Here is a 17,524-nt window from a genome sequence, read left to right on the forward strand (position 1 = left end):
GCTGCTCACCATGTCTGATGCACTCCTGGGCGCCATCGCCGTCGTCTCCGCCATCGCACTCGCCTCGATCATCGTCGCTGCCGGGCTCGCCGGCCAGCCGCCGCGACCGTCCCGCCCCCGCAGTACCCGCTGCTCGCGTTCGATCGGTGTCGGCACCGTGCAGATGGTCGCCGGCGCCGACGATCCGGTCATCGTCGTCGAGGTGGAAAGCGTTGCCGGTCAGCGCTTCACCGGACGCCTGTGCCACGGCCACAACGATCCGGTGGTGTCGGCCCTGCGTCCCGGCCTCATCGTGCTGGTGTCGTTCGACCCGGCCAGCCGCAAGCGGCTCTCGCTGGCCGACGATGCGATCGCCGTGCGGGCCGCCGCCGACCACACGCTGCTGCGTCAGGGCGTGCTCACCCACGACCAGCTCGATCTGATCCGGTTCGGCACCCGGTCCTGCGGTGTGGTGACCGGGATGCGGGCCACCGGCCGTGAGCGCGAGGACTATCGCGAAGTCGAACTGGATCTGATGGTCAGCCGCCGGGGCGGCGGGCAGTTCCCGGCCCAGGAGGTCACGCTGGTGCCCGAGGCCGTGCTGGCGAAGGTCGCCCCCGGCAGCATCATCGACACGTACTACCTGCCGGAGGACGAGTCCGCGATCGCGGTCTGCCTCCCCCCGGCCTGACGCGCTCACCGGGCATCCCCGACCGCGAAGGTGACCACTGCCGCCCAGTACAACGGGCTGGCGGTGGTTTCGCCGTCGCGCCACCGCCGCATCTGGTTGCGCTGCCAGCGGTTCAGGCTCAATACCGCGTCGTCGGCCTCGTGGGCGTCGTCGACGGCCATGACCACCTCCGCCATCGGGTCCGCGGTTCGCCCGGTGAACCGTCGATAACCTGCGGTGGTGGGCAACGACCACAGCGTCGCGGTCACCAGTTCGCTGCCGCACAGGACCATCGCAGCGACCAGACCGGTCGCCTCGTCGAACTGATAGTCACCACCGGAACCACACGCGAGCAGAGCCACCCGCGGGGGCACCGGCAGCTGGGCAGCCATCAGGTCGGCGGCCAGTAGCGGGCGGTGATCGCCCACCGGCTCCGCGGCGCCCTCCACCGCGGACGTGCACGCCAGGTGCAGGGCGGCGCGGTCGGCGTAACCGTGCGCGCGGTCGGCAGCGCTGGCATGGCCGACGTACAACAGGCGGCTCGGCGCGCGATCCAGCTGCGCGGCCAGCCAGCCCCGGTCGGTGTCACTGCGGCGGAACAGCTCCACCGGTGCCTCGACCTCAGGCAGCACACAGCGGTGGGCGAGCAGCTCACCGAAATGACGAGACAACGCGCTCTCACTCGACGGCCGGCCCAGGACCGACCCGAGGGCCGAATCCGGCCGCTGACCCGGCACACGGGGATCGACCACGAGAAGCGCTGGGGAGCTTCGCCTTTCGCGCCACTGTGCCGGCTTGCGCGGCGCGTGCACGATGTTGGGTGGGACCGCCATCACCACGTCGGCCATCTCCATCAGGCGGAAACCCTCGGTGACGGTGTCGATGTCGGCAAGCTGCCACGGAATGCGCGCCGCCCTGGTCCCTTTGAACGTCACGGCTTCATTGCGGGCGGCGACCAGTTCCTCGGGGCTGGGGCCGGTCAGCGGGACCGCCAGCGCCCCCCAGGGGATGCGCGCCAGGCGAGCGCTCGGCGAGATGAACAGCACCGGCCGCGGATCGGCGACCGTAGCCATGTCCCCGGTCGCTTCGCTCCTGGCCGCCGCTTCCCCCAGCAGCTGCCAGGCGGGCTCGGAAATCAGCAGCACACCCAGGATGTAGGCGAGGGTCAGTTCCCCCTGTGCGGTGGCGAATGGGCCCCGGGTCAGTGCCCGGTCGAGAGCGTCGGCCAGGCTCTCGTCACCATCGGGGTCGGGCAGCGCACCACGCAGTTCTTCCAGTGCGGCAAGCACGATCGGCTCGTGGACCACCCACGTCACCGTGCGCTCGGGCTGGCCGACGATCCGCAGGCTGGCGTAGGTCGCCACGCCGACATCGGCGAACCGCAGCACCAGTGTCGTCGTCATGGCCATGTCGACCAGACGGGACCGCCGGACGTGACGGCCTGACCATAGCGGTTCTGCGCCAGGAGCCGGTAACGCGCCAGGATGGGCGAACCGTCAGGGTCCATCTGCAGCGGCGGAAGTGCACCCAGTGTGGTCTGGGTCAGGGCATCGACCGAGTACCCACCCGCGGCCAGCGCCTCCTCGTCGAGGGTCTCGACGGGGACCGTCACCGTGGCCGGGGCGTCCCAGCCACCGGCTTCACCGCGCGGCTCGTTGGCGAAAGTACCTCGTGCACAGTGATATTCGATGAGCTCGCTGAGCAGGGCGTCGTTCTCCCACTCCCACGCCACCGAGAACGCGCCGGCCAGCATCCGCGCCGAAACCTGAGAGGCCCATCGCCAGCGGGCGTCGGCGTCGGTCATGGCGTAGCGCACCGAGTCGACGGCCAGGGCGGCGGGAATCTTGAGCTCCGCGGCTTTTTCCAGCTTTCTACATGCACTGCGGTGGCGCTCGCTTCCGCTGTCGAAACGGGTGACTCCCTGAGAGGCCACCTGGCGTTCCTTGCCGGCTTGCCAACTCTCCGACGGATCGCCGATACCGTCGAAGTTCAGGTCGGCCAACGCGTCCGCCCGCCAGATCGAGCCGAGGTGGTCGTCGAGCCGCGCGTACTGCAGCCAACTCGATCTCGGCCAGCGGTCGAGGAACGTGCGGGCTTCGGCCACCTGTTCGACCGCCTCGGCGAATCGGCCGCGAAACACCGAGATCCAGCTGCGCTGCAACAGGATGCGGTGCACGAACAGCGGGCGTCCCAGTTCTCGCCACTGCGTTTCGGCGTGGCCCCAGGATTCATCGGCCTCTTTCAGCCACCCGAATCCCAGTCGGGTGAGGCCGAAATACAGCCAGCAGCGGGCGACGTCGTGGGCGCGGGAGTGTTCGGCGATCACCGGATAGGCGGACCCGACCAGCCGCTCGGTCGATTCGTGGTCACCGCGCATCCACATGGCCGCGGCGGTCTCGAGTTCGGCTCTCGCCCAATACAGTCCCCATTCCCGCCGCTGCGCCCGGGCACCCGCGCGACGCAGCCACTGCTCCCCCTCGTCCAGCCGGCCGGTCTCCACACAGAACCGGCCATAGGCGATACCGGCGGCGACCAGCAGTTGATCGGCCTCGTCGGTGCCTGCGCCCAGCCCGTCGACGATCGGAATGATGTTCTGCCACAGTTCGGCTGCCGGTACGTGCAGGTCGTCGTCGCACAACGCCGTCGCGCACAGCACCCCGGCCAACGTTTCCAGGTGCCGTTGCTCGGGCTCCAGGTCGGCGAACCGCCGCGCGGCGTCGTCGTCGCGCAGGCCCGCGAGTTCGCGCGCGGCTTCTTCGTGATCGCCTGCGGCTGCGGCCAGACCGGTGCGCAGGAAGCCGGCTCGCAGGCGGTAACGGGCGACCATGTGGTCGGTATCGGGTCCCGCATCGGAATACTTGTCGAGGCAGTCGGTCATCCGCTGCAGACACTCGCGGGTCCCGTCGTAAGCCGTTCGGGTGAGGTAGATTTCGCCGAGCTGAGCGAAGACTTCGAGCGCCAGGTCGTCTCGGTCGTCGCGTTCGATGTCCGGCATCAACGACAGCAGGAGGTCTTTGGCCTTCTCCTCCTGGGCGGCGAGGGCGAGCTGGCGAGCCCGTTGCAGCTCACCGGTAATGGACACGGCTGGATCATAAATCGCGCGCAGCCGAGGATGCAGATAACGGCGAGACGGCGGACGTGCTCGGCACGTCCGCCGTCCCTCGCGCGGGTTGTTGATCACGTCACTTGCAGGTGACGGAGATTTCGAACTTCTTGGTGATCATGCCGGCCATCGGGTTCTTCATGTCCGCGCCGGCGGCCTCACCGGTGATGGTGTAGGTGGTGCCGTCGACCTTCACGTCGGCAGAACCGGTCTTGACGCCCATGTTGTCGCTGACCGCGAGTGCGTTGCCGTCAACGACCATCCCGAGGGACTGCACGGTCGGCGGCTGGCCGTCTTTCATGACCACCCCGAGCCCCTGCTGACCACCTACCGCCCCACTGGCGATGTTGATCGTGCCGCCCTGCTTGACGCACGTCACGGAATTCAGATCCAGGCCCTGCAGGTCGTTGCCCTCGACCTTCACCGACGTCTTCCCGCCGGATGCCACCGAAACGCTGGTGGGCGCGCCGCCGGTTGCCGAGCTGGAGCCCTTGCTGCTGCTGTTGTTGTCGGAGCAAGCCATGAGCAGCATGCTGCAGCCGAGCACGCCGACACCGACCGCGAGAATTCGCTTCACCTGTAGTCCCTTCGCTCGCGCGGCGCCTCGGTGGCGCCGTCACGAGCCAAGTACAGATCGCGGCCGCGGCTACCGATCCCAAACTTTCTGCGCCGAGATCGACGAAATGATGGCGATTACTCGCACTTTCTCAGCGGATCGTCGGTTTCGGCGAAAGGGAAAGCGGCTCAGGCCTTGGTGAGCTGCTTTTCGGCGTAGCGTGCGGCCCACTCCTTGCGCGACCGGATCGACACGTCGACATCGGCGGCCATGGCACGCAGCGCAGCGACAGTGGTTTCCTCGCGGGGCGTGCGGGCGAAGGGATCCCAGCTGAAGAACCGGCAGGAGTTCTCCCAGGTGATCTTGTTGATGTCGGAATCGTCGGCGCCGGCCGCGTTCAACTCCGCGAGAACTTGCTCGGGCGCATCGGGCCAGAAGCAGTCCGAGTGCGGGTAGTCGCACTCCCAGGCGATGATGTCGATGCCGATCTCGTGGCGCAGCTTCAGCGACGTCTTGTCGGTGACGTAGCAGGCCAGCGAGTGATCGCGGAAGACCTCACTGGGCATTTGAGCGCCGAAGTCGCGGCGTAGCCACTTCTGGTTGGTGTAGTGCCGATCTGAGCGGTCCAGATAGAACGGGATCCAGCCGATGCCACCTTCGGAGAAGGCGAACTTCAGGTCCGGGTAATTACGCATGGCCGGACCCCACAACAGGTCCTGAGCGCACATTGCCGAGACCTGGGTGGCCAGGATGATCATGTTGTCGATCGGCGCGTTCGGCGCCATGCTGATCGCGCCGAAGCCGGTGCCGATGTGCAGACACATCACCACGTTCTCTTCCGACAGCGTGCGGAACACCGGGCCCCAATAGTCCTCGTCGTGGTAACTCGGCAGGCCCTCCAGGTGCGGGAGTTCGGGCATCGTGACCGCCCGGCAGCCCTTGGCCGCGACGCGACGGATCTCATTGCACATTCCCTCGGGGGTCCACGTCGGCAGGATCGCGATGGGGATGAAGCGGTCCGGGTAAGAACCGGCCCATTCGTCGATGTGCCAGTCGTTGTAGGCCGACACCATCACCAGGGTGACGTCTTCGCGGGTCATGTTCAGGTGGCGGGCGGAGAAGCCGGTGAACGTCGGGAAGCACATCGAGGCGAGGATGCCGTTGCGGTTCATGTCGCGCACCCGCTCGTGGACGTCGTAGACACCCGGGCGCATCTCGGCGAAGCCGGCCGGGTCGCGGCCCCACTCCTCGGCGGGCCAGGACACCACGGCGTTCAGGCCACTGACGCCCTGCGGGCGACCCTGGTACATCCACTGATCGACACCTTTGTCGTCGGTGACGACGATCGGGGCCTCGGGCTTGTACTTGGCGGGGACGTGGTTGAGGAACATGTCAGGCGGCTCCACGACATGGTCATCGATGCTCACCAGGATCAGGTCGTCGACATTCATGCAACAGTTGTACCCTCGATATTCGTGACCGTCTCCGCACATTCGGCCAGAGAATTGGCCGGAACGGCCAAAATTGGGCCGCGCGCTCTACCGGCCAACATCGGCCAGGTGGAACTGCGGCGGGGCGGCCGGGTCCTGGCCGGCAGCTATCTCTACGAAGGCGAGCTGCTGGTCACCGGCTGGCATTTCCACGATGTGCACCAGATCGAATACGCGATCGGCGGCGTGGTCGAGGTCGAGACAGCTTCGGCGCACCATCTGCTGCCACCCCAGCAGGCCGCGTGGATTCCGGCCGGCTTGGAACATCAGGCGACCATGAACCCGTCGGTCAAGACGCTGGCGGTGATGTTCGACCCGGAACTCATCCCGACTGCGGGTGACCGGGCCCGGATCTTGGCGGTCTCGCCGCTGATCCGCGAGATGATGCTCTACGCCCTCCGGTGGCCGATCTACCGGGCCGCCGGAGACGAAACCTCCGACGGGTTCTTTCGCACGCTGGCCAACCTGGTGGCCGAGGCACTGGATCACGAAGCGCCGCTGAGCCTTCCGAGCTCCCATGATCCCGTGGTTGCCGCGGCGATGGCCTACACCAAGGAGCACCTGCAGACGGTGACGCTCGCACAGGTGTGCCGGGCGGTCGCGGTATCCGAACGGACCCTGCGCCGACAATTCCAGATCGAGGCCGAAATGTCTTGGCGCACCTATTTGTTGCACGCAAGGATGCTGCGGGCGATGGCCTTGCTGGCCGCCCCTACCCAGAGCGTGCAACAGACCGCCACCGCCGTGGGCTTCGACAGCGTGGGGTCGTTCACCCGGGCGTTCAGTCAGTTCTGCGGAGAAACCCCGTCGTCATACCGAAGGCGAGTGACCAGTACCGGTATGTGAGGTGAGCGGCCGCCGGTGGTTGCGCTCGTGCCAACGCAGACGCAGCAACAGCAGGCCGCGGTGCGCCTCGAACCCCAGCGACAACGGGTGTCGCCAGGGACCCGATCGTGTCCGCCGAATTTGTGCCACACCACCACTGTGCCAGCCGGCCGGCACCGGTTGCCGCGACACGCGACCGATTGTGCCGCTTGTCACCTGAAGTTCGTTGGCTGTCAAGAATCCTCACCTGTGCCCGTGATCGCGGCGACCAGCGGCTGGAGTTCACCTCCGACGGCATCGCGGACCTCCTGACCGGCCCGCTTGACCGACTCGTTGACGTCACCTCGGGCGGCGACCGCGGTGGCCCGTAATGCCTCGATGTTGCGGGACAGCGCCGCACGTACGTCGTCACCCCGGGTGGCGGCGGTCGCCACACCGAAAACACCGTCGAGGGCCGAACCCGCCACCGTGCCCTGCGCGGACGCCACGGAAGCCGCCACCTCGCCGGCATATCCGAGGGCAGCCACCGGCAGCGTCGCCTGGTGGCCCACGTAGCTCACGAGTGCGGTACGTAGCCGGCCGCGGGCCTCGCCGACGACGTCCTGCACGCCGGTGCCGGTGCGCTCCCAGGCCGCCGCGATCGTGTCGCCGTCCTGGATCACGCCCGCGAAGGTGGCGGGTGCGTGGGCGACGGCGGTGGTGACAAGTGTTGCAGCATCGATCAATTGGCCGCCTAGCGCCTGACCGGCGGCGATCTGGCGCTCGAGGATGTGGCGGATGGCAATTTTCGTCCGTGGTTCCGGCTGCTCGTCGACGATCAAGACGGTGTCGACTCGTTCGGACTCGGTCGGGGTCTCAGTCTCAGACATGGTGTCAGTCAACCCGTCCGGCCCGACCGGCCGATATCGGCAACATGACAGGCAGCACTCCGGCAGGCAAAAAGCCGTCGCTGGGTGAAGCCTGTCAGCTACCAGCATGCAACCAGCTGTCACCCAGTTAATTGCCAGTAAGTGGCCCTATTCTCAGTTTTCCGCGTCCCGGCGCCTGTGACGCTGGTTGGGATCTGCCGTGGAGGACACTCGATATGACCAAGCTCATCGGACTCGGACTCGGAGCGTTGTGCCTCGGTGCGCTGTCGCTCACCCTCGGATCGGGCGTCGCGCTCGCAGACGCCTACGCCGGGCAGTCGTATTCGGATGCGTCCAAGGCGATCAGCGACGCCGGACAGAAGGCCGTCATCGCCACGGCCGTCGGAGACTCGGTCAGCCAGGGCGACTGTGTGGTGACCCGCTCACAGAAGGCGGACTGGCTCAAAGGTGACAACTTCTCCCCGGTCACCGACACCGTGCTCCTCTACCTGAACTGCAACGCCAAACTCGCCTCGGCGGGTAAGTCCGGTAACTCGTTGGGCAGCCCGGAGGGTCGTGCGGAGAAGGCAGCCGAGGAGGAACAGGCCGCCAAGGACGCCGCCGCCGCCCAGCAGAGCCAATCGAGCGAACTGGCCACCCCCGGCGGGAACTGACGGTCCGCGCGCCGGCTTGCCGGCGCGACCCCCGGCGGCGAGGATCCGTGGCAATGGATCTCAAACATGCCGCCGACCTTGCCGATCTCGACGCCATCGGACAGGCGGCCCTTGCCGCTTCCGGAGAGGTGTCGGCCGCCGAATTGCTGGACGCGGCGATCTTGAGGCTCGAAGCCGCCCGCGGCCTCAATGCCGTCATCACCGACCTTTTCGAACGTGGACGCGATCAAGCGGTCGCCATCGACCGGGCGGGCACGCTGCGCACCGGTGACGCAGGACCGGTGGCCGGAGTTCCCTTCCTGCTCAAGGACCTTGGGGCGTCGCTGGCCGGCGCTCGTGAGGCGATGGGTTCGCGCGCCCTGCGCAATCACATCGCCCCGCACACGGCGTGGATCGTCGAGCGTTATCTGGCGGCCGGGCTGGTGGTGTTCGGCAAGACCAACACTCCGGAATGGGGCAACCACTGCACCACCGAACCGACGCTGTTCGGCCGCACCGCCAACCCGTGGGCGCCGGACATCACGCCCGGCGGTTCAAGCGGCGGGTCGGCTTCGGCGGTGGCCGCCGGTGTCGTGCCGGCAGCCTCGGGCGGCGACGGCACGGGGTCGATCCGAGTGCCCGCGTCCTGCTGCGGACTGGTCGGCCTCAAACCTCGGCGGGCACGCACGTCGTTCGCACCGTCCGGTCAGCTGCTCGAGGGACTGGCGGTCGAACATGCGCTGACCCGCACGGTCCGCGACAGCGCCGCCCTGCTCGATGTGGTCACCGGCGGTGCGCCGGGCGATCCGTACAACGCGCCGTTGCCCGCTCAGGGTTTTCTGCAGGCACTCGGTCAGCCACCGGCACCGCAGCGGATCCTGGTCGCCACACATTCCCCTTTTCCGGCCCCGCAGACCGACCCGCGGGTCGCGGCCGCTGTCGAATCCGCCGGGCTCGCATTGGAATCAGCCGGCCACCACGTAGACCCGGGGGCGCCGGCGTTCGACACCGACGCCGTCGCCGACGCAATCGCGATCCTGCACACCGTGAGCAACGTGCAGCTGTACAACTACGCGAAGTCCCACCTCGGCCGTGAGCCCCGCGAGGACGAGTTCGAGCCCAGCAGCTGGGTGATGATGCGGGAAGGCTTCACCACCTCCGGTGTCGACTACGCCGACGCCATCGAAGCCATTCACGCCCAGACCCGCCGATTCGTCACGGGAATGAGCGCCCACGACGTCCTGTTGGTTCCGACGTTGCTGGCGCCGCCGCCGCATTACGGCATTCTGGATCAACCCCGGGGCACCACCCGCGCGTTCTTCGACGTCGAATTCGCACATACCGGGTGGACCACCATGGCCAACGTGACCGGCTGGGCGGCGATCTCGCTACCCCTGGCGACCACCGAGGACGGGTTGCCCATCGGTGTTCAGTTGATGGCGCCCGAGGAGACGGTACTGCTGCAGCTGGCCGCGCAACTCGAGCAGGCGGTTCCGTGGGCGCAGCGACACCCGGCGGGATGGTTGGGCGCGCCCCCGGCCTGAGCGCCTTTGCTGCGGCACCCCCCCTTTGCAGCGAACCGCGCGGCGGCGGTCCACCGGCGTGAGACACTGTGCCTATGGTTGTCGCTATCGCTCGTCCCAAGCTGGAGGGCAATATCGCCGTCTCGGAGGACCGTCAGATCGGTTTCGCCGAGTTCGGCTGTGCCCAGGGCCGGGCCGTCTTCTGGTTGCACGGTACGCCCGGCGCTCGACGGCAGATCCCGGTAGAAGCGCGAGTGTTCGCCGAACAGAACGACATTCGGCTCATCGGGGTCGACCGGCCCGGGATCGGATCGTCCACCCCGTACCAGTACGAAAATGTGTTGGCGTTTTCGAAGGACCTGGCGATCATCGCCGACACCCTCGGGGTCGACAAGATGGCCGTCGTCGGGCTGTCCGGCGGCGGTCCGTACACGCTGGGCTGTGCGACCGCGATGCCCGAACGGGTCGTGGCTGCCGCCGTGCTTGGCGGGGTGGCACCGACCGTCGGGCCCGAGGCCATCAAAGGCGGGTTGATGAAGGTGGGCACGGCCGCGGCCCCGCTCATCGAGGTCGCCGGCGCGCCGCTGCGTCTCGCGGCCGTCAGCTTGATCCGGCTGATCAAGCCGGTGGCGGAGCCCGCCCTCTACATCTATGCCAGCATCTCCCCCGAGGGTGACCGCAAGATGCTGGTGCGACCGGAATTCAAGGCGATGTTCCTCGACGACCTGCTCAACGGCAGCCGCAAGCAGCTGGCGGCCCCACTGGCCGACATCGTGGTGTTCGCCCGGGACTGGGGATTCCGCCTCGACGAGGTGAAGGTGCCTGTCCGGTGGTGGCACGGCGACAAAGACCACATCGTGCCGTTCGCGCATGGACAGCACGTGGTGTCCAAGCTGCCCGACGCGCAGCTCTACACCCTGCCCGGTGAGAGCCACCTGGCCGGCCTGGGCCGCGCCGAGGAGATCCTGCGCGCCATGCTGGAGCTGTGGGATCGCGACGAGAACGCGTAACTCAAGGTTCAATTAGCCTCGGAATCACCGCGATTCGACGAAAGTGCCCGCGCCGCGCGGATTGATCCGGCGCGACGCGGGCATCGAGTCACTAAGCGCCGAGTTGGCTCTTGATCAACGCGTCCTGCTTCTGGCCGAACTCGATCACCAGATCGTTGGGCGCCGGGTCGGCGACGGGGCCGGAGAACTCCAGTGCCGAAGCGGCATTGCCTTCGGTGAAATACAGAACGCTCAGCGATCGCGTGCCATCCGGGGACGTCCCGGTGATCAGTTGTCCGCCCTGTCCGACCGGAGCGGCCACCGACTTCTGGTTGGCGACCGGCGTGGCCGCCTGCGCCGAACTGATTGCACCGGCGGCGGCACCCGGATCACGCAACACCCATACGGTGTCGGTGATCGTGCGCCCGTCGCGGTGGGTGTAGACCGTCATGGCGCCGGGCTGACCGCCGGGGTTGAGGGTCGGCGGGCCCGCGGTATAGGCCAGCGAGTCGGTCACAATGTTCGGATCGATCAACAGGACGGTGTAATCACCGGGGTCGGCGGATGCCAAGCCGGCGCCAAGAGACATACCGGCCGACAACAGAGCGGCGGTCAGACCGCCGATACAACGAGAGTTCATATTCGAAGTCTTCCGTTCAGGAAAGGAATGAATGACGGGTTATTCGGCGAAAGCGATCAGCACGGGTAGCAACCCCAGCCGCGCCAGCCGTCGCGCCAGAAAAAGCCTGCGCCACAACCCATGTCGCCGGTTCCTCCTCGACAATCCAGCGCGGTGATCACCGGTGAATGCCCCGGGCCATACGGCGTGGGAGTGGTCGTCGATGCGGCATTGGCGGACACTGCGCCGGCCAGCGAACCGGCAATCATTCCTGCCGTCGCAATACCCAAGATGAATTTTCGCATGAAAGTCGCTCCACATTAGGGTCGCGGTGAATAGGACCGTCCTACGGTACGTGAGCTATTGCGCCGGTCGCGGTAATTTCGGACGTGTTGGTCAATTTGTGTTGTACGCGAACTGACTCCGGCTTATGTCCAATGCCCCCACCGGCATGGGCCAGAAGTCCCTGTCGGTAAGCGCGGACACAGGAGAAGCTAATAGGGGTAATGGGGGTCGCCGGTGTATTGACGCTCGAGTCATGAGCACCGCCGTCGAAAGGTGCAGATATGAACGACGTGCTCGCAGAACGCAATTACGCGTGGCGGATGATCCGTGCCGCGCGGATATCGCACGCGGATGGCATCAATGCCGATGGTGCGCAGAATCGCCGTATCGACATCGGTCTACTGCTCGGCGAGGCTCTCGAAGCCGGACTGGACCGCGCCGAGATCATTCTCGAACTCGCCGACCTCGGAGCGCGCATGTATGCGCTGTGCAATCCCGACGAGCTCGTCGTCGCCGATGCCGAAGGCTGTCTGACTTAAGCCAATCCGAGCAGAGTTCGCCGCAGTAGGTGCATTGCCACTGTGGTGGACCGCTCTCTGATGTCTGCGCGCTCACCGGGTAGCCGAACCGAGCGGCTGACCGTCGTGCCGTCACCCAGCATCACGCAAAAACACACCGTCCCTACCGGTTTGGCTTCCGTCCCGCCACCCGGCCCGGCGATACCGGTGATCGCGACCGCGGTATCTGCGCCGAACCGGCGTAACGCCCCGGCGGCCATGGCCTCGGCCACCTCCTGGGAGACCGCGCCGCGGGTGTCGATGAGCGCGCGATCGACCCCCAGCACATCCACCTTCGCCTCGTTCGCATAAGCCACCACCGCACCTGCCACGTAGGCCGACGAACCGGCCTGGTCGGTGAGCCGTGCCGCCAGCAAGCCCGCCGTGCACGACTCCGCCGTCACGATGCGCCGCCCCGCCAACAGTCGCGCGACCTGATCATCGACCAGGGAGCCATCCTCAGAGAACACCAGTTCACCGTGCCGGGCCCGGATCAGTTCCATCAGCTGCGCATAGGCCGGCGCGCTGTGCGGTTCGTAGCGGGTGACCATTTCCACCTCGCCACGGCGCAGGCAGGTGGTCTCCAGGTCGGTGAAGCCCGGCAGCGCCTCGGCTTCGCGCAAGGTCTCGGCCAACCCGGACTCGGCCAGCCCGAACATCCGGACCGTCTCCTGGCGGTAGACGGTCCGCCCGGCGACGGCCTGCTGGAAGGCCTCATCCGCGACGGCGGCCGGCCACATCGCCTGAAGTTCACGCGGCGGGCCGGGAAGCACCAGCACCGTCGGCGAACCAGGGACGACGACGCCCGGCGCGGTTCCCACCGGGTCGAGGACGTGGGCGCCGACCGGCACCATCGCCTGTTTGCGGTTGGCCGCACGCACCGCATCGAAATCGACACCGGTGAAGCGCGCCATCAGATTCCGCAGGATCGCGGCGATCCTGGCTTCCAGTTCCGCGTCGAGCGCCAGTTCGCGTCCGCAGAAGCGCGCCACGATTTCCACGGTCATGTCGTCGGCGGTCGGGCCGAGGCCACCGGTGGTGACGATCAGGTCGACGCCCTCGGCGGCGAGGAAGCGAAGCTGTGCTTCGATGTCGGCGGGCCGGTCGCCGCAGATCGTGATGTGGGCCAGCTCGACGCCCAGTTCCAGCAGGCGGTCGGCCACCCAAGGGCCGTTGCGATCTGCGACGCGCCCCGTCAGGACCTCGGTGCCAGTGACCACGATTCCCGCGCGCACGCTCATACCGGCGAGATTACGCAGTAGCGATCAGGCCACGGGATCGGGCTTGCGCCCGGTGGCCTCACCGAGAGCCTGCAGCCAAGCCGCAGTGTCCGTGACGTAGAAGCCGATCTCCCCGCCGGCAGTGCGCACCAGCAGGTGCGTCCAGCCGCCGGCGACGCTGCCCTTGAATGTCTTCGCCAGCCGCAGCCCGGTGATGGTGTCCAACGGAATGCTGATCGTGGTGCCGGTCAGCGTGAGGAAGACCAGACGCCGCCTCGTCAGGGCGATACGGCCGTTGTTCTTCACCGCCGGGTAGCCCGGTGCGGTGGCGCCCCGGTAGTTCCCCTTCTCGAATGGCCGGATGACGGTCTCGACCGCCAGTTCACTCGTCAGCTGTCCGGAGGCGGCGCGGTACTTGCCTCGGTAGATCAGCACGATGACGCCGGCGATCAGTCCGAGCACCACGGCGATGCCGACCACCAACGCGCCGATCTGTACCGCGATGTTCATCCGGTCACCCGGTCAGCGCGGCGCCGCGCCGGGAGCGCGAACGACCAGCGGCACCGCGGGGAATGCGGCCGCCATCTCCGAGCGCGACTTCCGCAGGGCTGCCGTGCCGTAACCCTTCTTGCGGTGGTCGGGATGTATCCAGATTCGCACGTTGACCTCCCCGCCGACCAACTCGCCGAACACCAGGCCAACCTTGTCCTCGCCGTCGATGGCGACGAACCAGGCCGCCTCCTCGGCGCTCAATCTGTCACGCGCCAAGCGGATTTCGTCGTCCAGATTTCCGGCCGGCGCGCCTGAACCGTCACCCGCCGCGCCGACCTCCTGGGTACGGGTGGCGAAGATGTCGCGGTCGGACTCGTCGGAGAACGGACGCAGTTGCAGGCTCTCATCGGTACTGGCCGGCCGCTCCCCCAGGGTGAAGGACAGTTGGCTGTTGAGGTCGCGCAGTTCGGCGGTGATGCGGTCGCGCGAGTCCCGCGTCACCTGATCGAACGACAGGCCCAGGACGGCTTCGGTACCCCGGCGTGACGTGCCGAGTAGCGCGCTGACGGCAGTGATTGCAGAGTCCCGATTGTCAGAGGCGACGATCGCGTCGAGCACCTCGTGGCGGCGCTCGAGCGCGTTGAGTAGTGCATCGGCTATCTCGCGGCGGGCGGCGGCACGGTCTTGGGCGGTCATGGCCCCAGCGTAGATCCGCCCGCCCGAGTTCGGCGGCGCTGCGCCGAACTCCGCGACTAACCTGGATCTCGGAGTCACGGTGCGGCCCGCACGCGAGCTCACTGTGCGACGTTGCACATGAACCAGATACGGCCATTGCGCCACCGCTCTGCCAAGATGAACGCGCGGCAGATGACCGGTTGCGCGACGGTGTCCTGTCGCGGATCTCGACAAGAGGAGTTTGGGGACGGTGGCGAAGACCTTCGGGACGCTGTCCGTCTTGCTGCTCTTGCTGCTCTGCGCGGGAGACCTGCGCGTGTTGGGCGGTCCGCAACCGCATCCCGCGCAAGACATCGAGCTGGCCGACGGCTGGCGGCTCACCTCGGCACAAGGCCTCGCCGCCGACGGCGCGACCATCTCGGCCGACGGTTATGACGCCGCGGCATGGCACCCGGTGCGACGGATGCCGGCCACCGTTCTGGAGACGCTGCAGGACGACGGCGTGTACCCGAACCTCTATTACGGCAAGAACCTGCTCCAGGAGGTCCCGCAGGACCTCTACGAACAGGATTGGTGGTACCGCACCACCTTCACCGCACCGAGCGACTATCCGACCTACGTTCTGGACTTCCCGGGCATCAACTACCGCGCCGAGGTCTGGCTCAACGGCCGTCGCGTCGCCGACAACCGGCAGGTCGTCGGCATGTACAACGACCACGAACTCGACGTCTCGCGCTGGATTCAGCCCGGCCAGCCCAACACCCTGGCCGTCAAGGTGACCCCCGAACGGGCCATCCAGGACGTCAGCGGCGTCGAACTCGCCGACAGCTGGTACGACTGGATCAACTGGCGGTACCTGGGCTACCAGGGGCCCGACAAGAACCCGGCGAACGGCAATTCCTTCGTGCCCGACCGCAATGCCGGTATCTGGAAACCGGTGTACCTCAAGACATCCGGACGGGTGTCGATCGGTGAGGCCACGGTCAACACCGATCTCCCGCTGCCCGACACCGACAGCGCTCGGCTGACGGTCTACGCCCCGCTGCGCAACTACGGACGCGAAAAGATGCGCGGCGTATTGCGCACCTCGATCACCCGCGAGGGCAAAGCACCCATCCGCATCGACGAACCCGTGACGCTGATGCCCGGCGAGCAGCGTGAGGTCACGCTGAGCCCCGACCGTTTCGATGCCCTGATCGTCGACCACCCGGACCTGTGGTGGCCGTACACGATGGGGCAGCCGAACCTCTACGACCTGAAGCTCGAGTTCGTGCAGAACGGCCAGGCCACCGAGGTGGCGACACAGAAGTTCGGCATCCGCACCATCACCCAGGGCCGCGACTCCGACGACACGTTCGCCGACCTTGGCACCGGCGGCAACTTCTACCTCCAGGTCAACGGCAAGAACTTCCTGGTGCGCGGCGCCACGTACACGCCCGACCTGCTCTACAAGTACGACCCCGAGCGCGACGCCGCGATCCTGCGCTACGTCAAGGACCTCGGGCTGAACATGCTGCGACTGGAGTCCAAGATCTCGTCGCAGCGGTTCGTCGAGCAGGCCGACGAACTCGGCATCCCGCTGATGTACGGCTGGATGTGCTGCAACCAGTGGGAGAAGTGGCAGCAATGGGACGACGAGGATCGGCGCGTCTCGCAGGACAGCATGCGCTCGCAGATCGAGATGCTGCGCTCGCACGCCTCGGTGTTCGTGTGGGCCAACGGCAGCGACGGCCGGCCGCCGGCAGAAGTGCTGGCCGACTATCACCAGATCCTGTCCGACCTGCATTGGCAGAACGCCACCGTCGACACGGTGTCGTCGTTGAACCGCGACGCCGACGGCCAGCAGGTGTGGGACGGCATCCAGATGGCCGGCCCTTACACCTGGCGCCCACCGTCGTACTGGTTCGCCGGCCAGTACGGCGCGGCCCGCGGCTCCTCGGCCGAACAGGGCGACAACGAACACATCCCACCGTTCGCGAGCCTGCAGAAGTTCATCCCGCCGGACAAGCTGTGGCCGATCAACGACACCTGGTTCTTCCACGCCGGATCGGACCCGCAGAACTCGCGGTTGGCCAACGTCCAGCGGGTCATCGACCGCCGCTACGGGCCGTCCACCAACGCGCGGATGTTCGCCGACAAGGCGCAGCTGGCCCACTACGAGGCCACCCGCGCCCAGTTCGAGTCGTTCGCGGCCAACGGCTGGGACGGGCACAAGATGACGATCTACTGGATGCTCAACAGCCACTGGCCGTCGTTCTTCGGCAACATCTTCGACTACTACCTGCGTCCCGGCGGCGCGTACTACGGCGCCAAGAAAGGGCTGCAGCCGCTGTCGGTGGTGTTCGACTCCTACGCGACCGGCAATCATCGCCAGGCCCGGGTGTTCGTGGTGAACCAGACGCCCGACACCCGCGAGAACCTGCGTGTCCGGGTGCGCATCTACGGCTTGAACGGCGCGCTGCGCGACGACCGGGCCGCCGACGACATCACCGTCGACCCGGGCGGCGCGGTGCAGGCGATGACGCTGCCGCCCGGGCCGGCCGACGCCCCCGTGTTCTTCGTGCGCGCCGAGCTCATCGACCCGTCCGGCAACGTCGTCGCGAACAACGTCTACTGGCAGTCCCGCCAGGCCGACGACGTCGGCCCGCCGGCCAACGATGCGGCGTTCAACTCCAATCAGGTCAGCTGGGCCGATATGACCGCATTGAACGCCATGCCGAAGGTGCCGCTGGACGTCAGCGCCACCGGCGGGGACGACGCCGGCCGCGACGTCACGATCAGCGTGCACAACCCGACGCGGGACATCGCCTTCTTCGAGCGCGCCGAACTGCTGACCGGCCCGCTCGCCGACGAGATCCTGCCGATCGAATACGACGACAACTATGTGACCGTGTTCCCCGGGGAGACGGTCCAGATCAAGGGCCGGGTACCGGACTCCGGGCCCGCCCCGGCGTGGGTCAGGGTCACCGGGTACAACAGCACACCGGTGGTCGCGCAGGTTCGCTGACACACGCGGCGCGACCTCGCTGACGTCGCGACA

The 17,524-nt window shown here is 67.2% G+C and carries 17 protein-coding genes; 7 read left to right on the forward strand and 10 right to left on the reverse strand.

What is annotated here, in order from left to right; translation table 11 throughout:
* Nucleotides 1-10 precede the first annotated feature (10 nt).
* Entirely contained in the window at nucleotides 11-670 is a 660-nt protein-coding gene (locus AB431_RS31010; protein WP_200902649.1) for a hypothetical protein, read from the forward strand.
* A gap of 5 nt (nucleotides 671-675) precedes the next feature.
* Here the strand turns inward: AB431_RS31010 and AB431_RS16350 are convergent, their stop codons facing one another.
* The 4 genes from AB431_RS16350 to AB431_RS16365 form a co-directional block, all read right to left on the reverse strand.
* Nucleotides 676-2,058 carry a CHAT domain-containing protein gene (locus AB431_RS16350; protein ID WP_047330813.1) on the reverse strand — a complete coding sequence of 461 codons (1,383 nt, stop codon included), beginning with the start codon at nucleotides 2,056-2,058 and terminating at the stop codon, nucleotides 676-678.
* The gene (locus tag AB431_RS16355; protein ID WP_047333493.1) at nucleotides 2,049-3,731 is read right to left on the reverse strand and encodes a hypothetical protein; all 1,683 of its coding nucleotides are present in this window, start codon (nucleotides 3,729-3,731) and stop codon (nucleotides 2,049-2,051) included. Before AB431_RS16355 ends, AB431_RS16350 begins: the two co-directional genes overlap by 10 nt.
* 100 nt (nucleotides 3,732-3,831) lie before the next feature.
* Nucleotides 3,832-4,329 (reverse strand): lipoprotein LpqH, encoded by a 498-nt coding sequence (locus AB431_RS16360; protein WP_047330814.1) that lies wholly within the window; start codon nucleotides 4,327-4,329, stop codon nucleotides 3,832-3,834.
* A gap of 167 nt (nucleotides 4,330-4,496) precedes the next feature.
* Nucleotides 4,497-5,759: an amidohydrolase family protein gene (locus tag AB431_RS16365; protein WP_047330815.1), complete on the reverse strand. Its 1,263-nt coding sequence runs from the start codon at nucleotides 5,757-5,759 to the stop codon at nucleotides 4,497-4,499.
* A gap of 24 nt (nucleotides 5,760-5,783) precedes the next feature.
* Here AB431_RS16365 and AB431_RS16370 point away from each other — a divergent pair, with 24 nt between their 5' ends.
* On the forward strand, nucleotides 5,784-6,644 hold the full coding sequence (locus tag AB431_RS16370; RefSeq protein ID WP_047330816.1) for a helix-turn-helix transcriptional regulator: 861 nt from the start codon (nucleotides 5,784-5,786) through the stop codon (nucleotides 6,642-6,644).
* A gap of 212 nt (nucleotides 6,645-6,856) precedes the next feature.
* Here AB431_RS16370 and AB431_RS16375 read toward each other — a convergent pair whose 3' ends face one another.
* Nucleotides 6,857-7,492 (reverse strand): hypothetical protein, encoded by a 636-nt coding sequence (locus tag AB431_RS16375; RefSeq protein WP_047330817.1) that lies wholly within the window; start codon nucleotides 7,490-7,492, stop codon nucleotides 6,857-6,859.
* A 215-nt stretch (nucleotides 7,493-7,707) separates the two neighbouring features.
* On the opposite strand from AB431_RS16375, the gene AB431_RS16380 reads away from it, so the two are divergent.
* The 3 genes from AB431_RS16380 (at nucleotide 7,708) to AB431_RS16390 (ending at nucleotide 10,657) form a co-directional block, all read left to right on the forward strand.
* A complete protein-coding gene (locus tag AB431_RS16380; protein ID WP_047330818.1) occupies nucleotides 7,708-8,145 on the forward strand; it encodes a hypothetical protein in 438 nt (145 codons plus the stop codon).
* Between the two features lie 53 nt (nucleotides 8,146-8,198).
* Entirely contained in the window at nucleotides 8,199-9,668 is a 1,470-nt protein-coding gene (locus AB431_RS16385; protein WP_047330819.1) for an amidase, read from the forward strand.
* A gap of 74 nt (nucleotides 9,669-9,742) precedes the next feature.
* Nucleotides 9,743-10,657 carry an alpha/beta fold hydrolase gene (locus AB431_RS16390; protein ID WP_047330820.1) on the forward strand — a complete coding sequence of 305 codons (915 nt, stop codon included), beginning with the start codon at nucleotides 9,743-9,745 and terminating at the stop codon, nucleotides 10,655-10,657.
* A gap of 91 nt (nucleotides 10,658-10,748) precedes the next feature.
* Here AB431_RS16390 and AB431_RS16395 read toward each other — a convergent pair whose 3' ends face one another.
* Both AB431_RS16395 and AB431_RS30015 read right to left on the reverse strand, forming a co-directional pair.
* Nucleotides 10,749-11,276 (reverse strand): hypothetical protein, encoded by a 528-nt coding sequence (locus tag AB431_RS16395; RefSeq protein ID WP_047330821.1) that lies wholly within the window; start codon nucleotides 11,274-11,276, stop codon nucleotides 10,749-10,751.
* A gap of 56 nt (nucleotides 11,277-11,332) precedes the next feature.
* Nucleotides 11,333-11,560, reverse strand: coding sequence for a hypothetical protein (locus tag AB431_RS30015; protein WP_082135702.1), 228 nt, complete (start codon nucleotides 11,558-11,560; stop codon nucleotides 11,333-11,335).
* 261 nt (nucleotides 11,561-11,821) lie between these two features.
* On the opposite strand from AB431_RS30015, the gene AB431_RS16400 reads away from it, so the two are divergent.
* A complete protein-coding gene (locus AB431_RS16400) occupies nucleotides 11,822-12,079 on the forward strand; it encodes a hypothetical protein (RefSeq protein WP_047330822.1) in 258 nt (85 codons plus the stop codon).
* On the opposite strand, the gene AB431_RS16405 is transcribed toward AB431_RS16400, so the two are convergent.
* From AB431_RS16405 to AB431_RS16415, 3 genes are read right to left on the reverse strand one after another with little or no spacing between them, the layout of a single operon-like run.
* Nucleotides 12,076-13,338: a competence/damage-inducible protein A gene (locus AB431_RS16405; protein WP_047330823.1), complete on the reverse strand. Its 1,263-nt coding sequence runs from the start codon at nucleotides 13,336-13,338 to the stop codon at nucleotides 12,076-12,078. The genes AB431_RS16400 and AB431_RS16405 overlap by 4 nt on opposite strands.
* A 24-nt stretch (nucleotides 13,339-13,362) precedes the next feature.
* Entirely contained in the window at nucleotides 13,363-13,827 is a 465-nt protein-coding gene (locus AB431_RS16410) for a hypothetical protein (protein ID WP_047330824.1), read from the reverse strand.
* A gap of 12 nt (nucleotides 13,828-13,839) precedes the next feature.
* Complete coding sequence (locus AB431_RS16415; RefSeq protein ID WP_047330825.1) at nucleotides 13,840-14,505, reverse strand: GNAT family N-acetyltransferase; 666 nt, start codon at nucleotides 14,503-14,505, stop codon at nucleotides 13,840-13,842.
* Between the two features lie 229 nt (nucleotides 14,506-14,734).
* Here AB431_RS16415 and AB431_RS16420 point away from each other — a divergent pair, with 229 nt between their 5' ends.
* On the forward strand, nucleotides 14,735-17,491 hold the full coding sequence (locus AB431_RS16420; RefSeq protein ID WP_082135703.1) for a sugar-binding domain-containing protein: 2,757 nt from the start codon (nucleotides 14,735-14,737) through the stop codon (nucleotides 17,489-17,491).
* Nucleotides 17,492-17,524: the final 33 nt, after the last annotated feature.

Origin of the sequence: Mycobacterium sp. EPa45 (genome assembly GCF_001021385.1) — a bacterium.
Taxonomy (GTDB): domain Bacteria; phylum Actinomycetota; class Actinomycetes; order Mycobacteriales; family Mycobacteriaceae; genus Mycobacterium.

Coding starts and splice junctions, on each gene's coding strand:
- AB431_RS16350 (WP_047330813.1), bottom strand. CDS start 2,058: ATGGCCATGACGACGACACTGGTGCTGCGGTTCGCCGATGTCGGCGTG.
- AB431_RS16365 (WP_047330815.1), bottom strand. CDS start 5,759: ATGAATGTCGACGACCTGATCCTGGTGAGCATCGATGACCATGTCGTG.
- AB431_RS30015 (WP_082135702.1), bottom strand. CDS start 11,560: ATGCGAAAATTCATCTTGGGTATTGCGACGGCAGGAATGATTGCCGGT.
- AB431_RS16375 (WP_047330817.1), bottom strand. CDS start 7,492: ATGTCTGAGACTGAGACCCCGACCGAGTCCGAACGAGTCGACACCGTC.
- AB431_RS16410 (WP_047330824.1), bottom strand. CDS start 13,827: ATGAACATCGCGGTACAGATCGGCGCGTTGGTGGTCGGCATCGCCGTG.
- AB431_RS16400 (WP_047330822.1), top strand. CDS start 11,822: ATGAACGACGTGCTCGCAGAACGCAATTACGCGTGGCGGATGATCCGT.
- AB431_RS16385 (WP_047330819.1), top strand. CDS start 8,199: ATGGATCTCAAACATGCCGCCGACCTTGCCGATCTCGACGCCATCGGA.
- AB431_RS16395 (WP_047330821.1), bottom strand. CDS start 11,276: ATGAACTCTCGTTGTATCGGCGGTCTGACCGCCGCTCTGTTGTCGGCC.
- AB431_RS16390 (WP_047330820.1), top strand. CDS start 9,743: ATGGTTGTCGCTATCGCTCGTCCCAAGCTGGAGGGCAATATCGCCGTC.
- AB431_RS16380 (WP_047330818.1), top strand. CDS start 7,708: ATGACCAAGCTCATCGGACTCGGACTCGGAGCGTTGTGCCTCGGTGCG.
- AB431_RS16415 (WP_047330825.1), bottom strand. CDS start 14,505: ATGACCGCCCAAGACCGTGCCGCCGCCCGCCGCGAGATAGCCGATGCA.
- AB431_RS31010 (WP_200902649.1), top strand. CDS start 11: ATGTCTGATGCACTCCTGGGCGCCATCGCCGTCGTCTCCGCCATCGCA.
- AB431_RS16405 (WP_047330823.1), bottom strand. CDS start 13,338: ATGAGCGTGCGCGCGGGAATCGTGGTCACTGGCACCGAGGTCCTGACG.